The organism is Stenotrophomonas sp. 05L44_2, from assembly GCF_056665995.1.
The window spans coordinates 1-1,153 of sequence record NZ_JBFTNR010000988.1 but is presented as its reverse complement, the minus strand read 5'-3'; the positions used below and the strand labels follow the sequence as shown (position 1 = coordinate 1,153).

Below are 1,153 nucleotides of genomic sequence, written 5' to 3'. Positions count from 1 at the left end.
ATGCAGCCGAAGCCGGCCGAAGTGATCGCCTGGCGGTAGTGCTGGTCGGCCACGTCGCCGGCGGCGAACACGCCTTCCACCGAGGTCTGGGTGGCGTTGCCGCCCAGGCCCGAACGGATTTCCAGGTAGCCGTTGTTCATGGTCAGCTGGCCGTYGAACAGCTGGGTGTTCGGGTGGTGGCCGATGGCCACGAAGAAGCCGTGGGCATCGATGTCGCGGGTGCTGCCGTCCAGGGTCGACTTCACGCGCACGCCGGTCACGCCGGCCTCGTTGCCCAGCACTTCCTCCACCTGGTGGTGCCAGACGGTTTCGATCTTGCCGGCTTCAACCTTGGCGAACAGCTTGTCCTGCATGATCTTTTCCGCCTTCAGGGTGTCGCGGCGGTGGACCAGATAGACCTTGCGGGCGATGTTGGACAGGTACAGCGCTTCTTCCACGGCGGTGTTGCCGCCGCCGACCACGACCACGTCCTGGTCACGGTAGAAGAAGCCGTCGCAGGTGGCGCAGGCGGAGACGCCGCGGCCCTTGAACTCGTCTTCGGTCGGGATGCCCAGGTACTTGGCGGTCGCGCCGGTGGAGATGATCAGGGCGTCACAGGTGTATTCGTGGCTGTCGCCGATCAGCTTGAACGGGCGCTGCGACAGGTCCGCGGTATGGATGTGGTCGAAGATGACCTCGGTCTCGAAGCGCTCTGCGTGGGCCTGCATGCGCGCCATCAGGTCCGGGCCCATCAGGCCATGGGCGTCACCCGGCCAGTTGTCCACTTCGGTGGTGGTCATCAGCTGGCCACCCTGCTGCAGGCCGGTGATGACGACCGGCTTCAGGTTGGCGCGGGCAGCGTAGACKGCAGCGGTCCAACCGGCCGGGCCGGAACCGAGGATGACAAGACGCTGGTGGCGGGAGGGCAGGCTGGTGCTCATGTAGACTCGCGAAAAGGTAGATGGGACAAGGCGCGGCGATGTTTGCACAGCATCCTTGGCTGGTCATAGAGTGGCGGCTGGGGCAGGGCGATTCAAGCCGATGAACAGAACAGCGCCATCCACGGGCGGTTTCAGGCCCTGTCATCGCTTGCGCGGCAACGGATAACTGAAAACTGACGCCGTCTCGTTTATTATCAAACACTAACAGCGCATTCCAAAGGTATGGTCTAAGG

The 1,153-nt window shown here is 63.9% G+C and carries 1 protein-coding gene; it reads right to left on the bottom strand.

Annotation, left to right across the window (positions count from 1 at the left end; genetic code table 11):
• On the bottom strand, positions 1-920 hold a 920-nt coding region (gene trxB, locus AC1VAN_RS22550; protein WP_480986828.1), incomplete at its 3' end, for a thioredoxin-disulfide reductase.
• Positions 921-1,153: the final 233 nt, after the last annotated feature.